Genomic DNA, 550 nt, shown 5'->3' with positions numbered 1-550 from the left:
TGGCGCCCTGACCACCTTTTCCATTGCCAACGACATCGCCAAGTACTTCGCGATCCTGCCGGCGCTGTTCGCGGCGATTTATCCACAGCTCGGCGTGCTCAACGTCATGCAACTGAGCAGCCCGCAGAGCGCGATCCTCTCGGCGATCGTGTTCAACGCCCTGATCATCGTCGTGCTGATTCCGCTGGCCCTGCGCGGGGTGCGGGTACAGGCGGCCAGCGCGGCCCATCTGCTGCGCCGCAACCTGCTGATCTATGGCCTGGGCGGGATCCTGGTGCCGTTCCTGGGCATCAAGCTGATCGACATGCTGCTGACGGCTTTGCATCTGGTGTAACCCCGCGACCCTGTAGGAGCCAGCTTGCTGGCGATGGCGTCAACCCAGTGCGCCAGACGCACCGCATCGCTAGCAAGCGGGTTCCTACGGAGTTCGGGTAAACCCGTTAACCGAATCGAGGATTTGATGATGTCCACTGTATTGCGTCCGGCCTTGAGCCTGATTGTGTTGATGACCCTGATCACGGGCGTGGCCTATCCACTGGTGGTCACCGGC

2 pseudogenes are annotated in these 550 nt (G+C 61.8%); both read left to right on the top strand.

The features are described from left to right. Nucleotides 1–334 (top strand): annotated as a pseudogene (locus J4E58_RS31765) (potassium-transporting ATPase subunit B); the annotation flags it as partial. 129 nt (nt 335–463) lie between these two features. After that, a pseudogene (locus J4E58_RS31760) lies at nt 464–550 on the top strand (potassium-transporting ATPase subunit C); the annotation flags it as partial.

The organism is Pseudomonas sp. FW305-25 (genome assembly GCF_017351415.1).
GTDB lineage: Bacteria > Pseudomonadota > Gammaproteobacteria > Pseudomonadales > Pseudomonadaceae > Aquipseudomonas > Aquipseudomonas chlororaphis.
The sequence above is the reverse complement of the archived record's forward strand: the minus strand, read 5'-3'. Positions and strand labels throughout refer to the sequence as shown.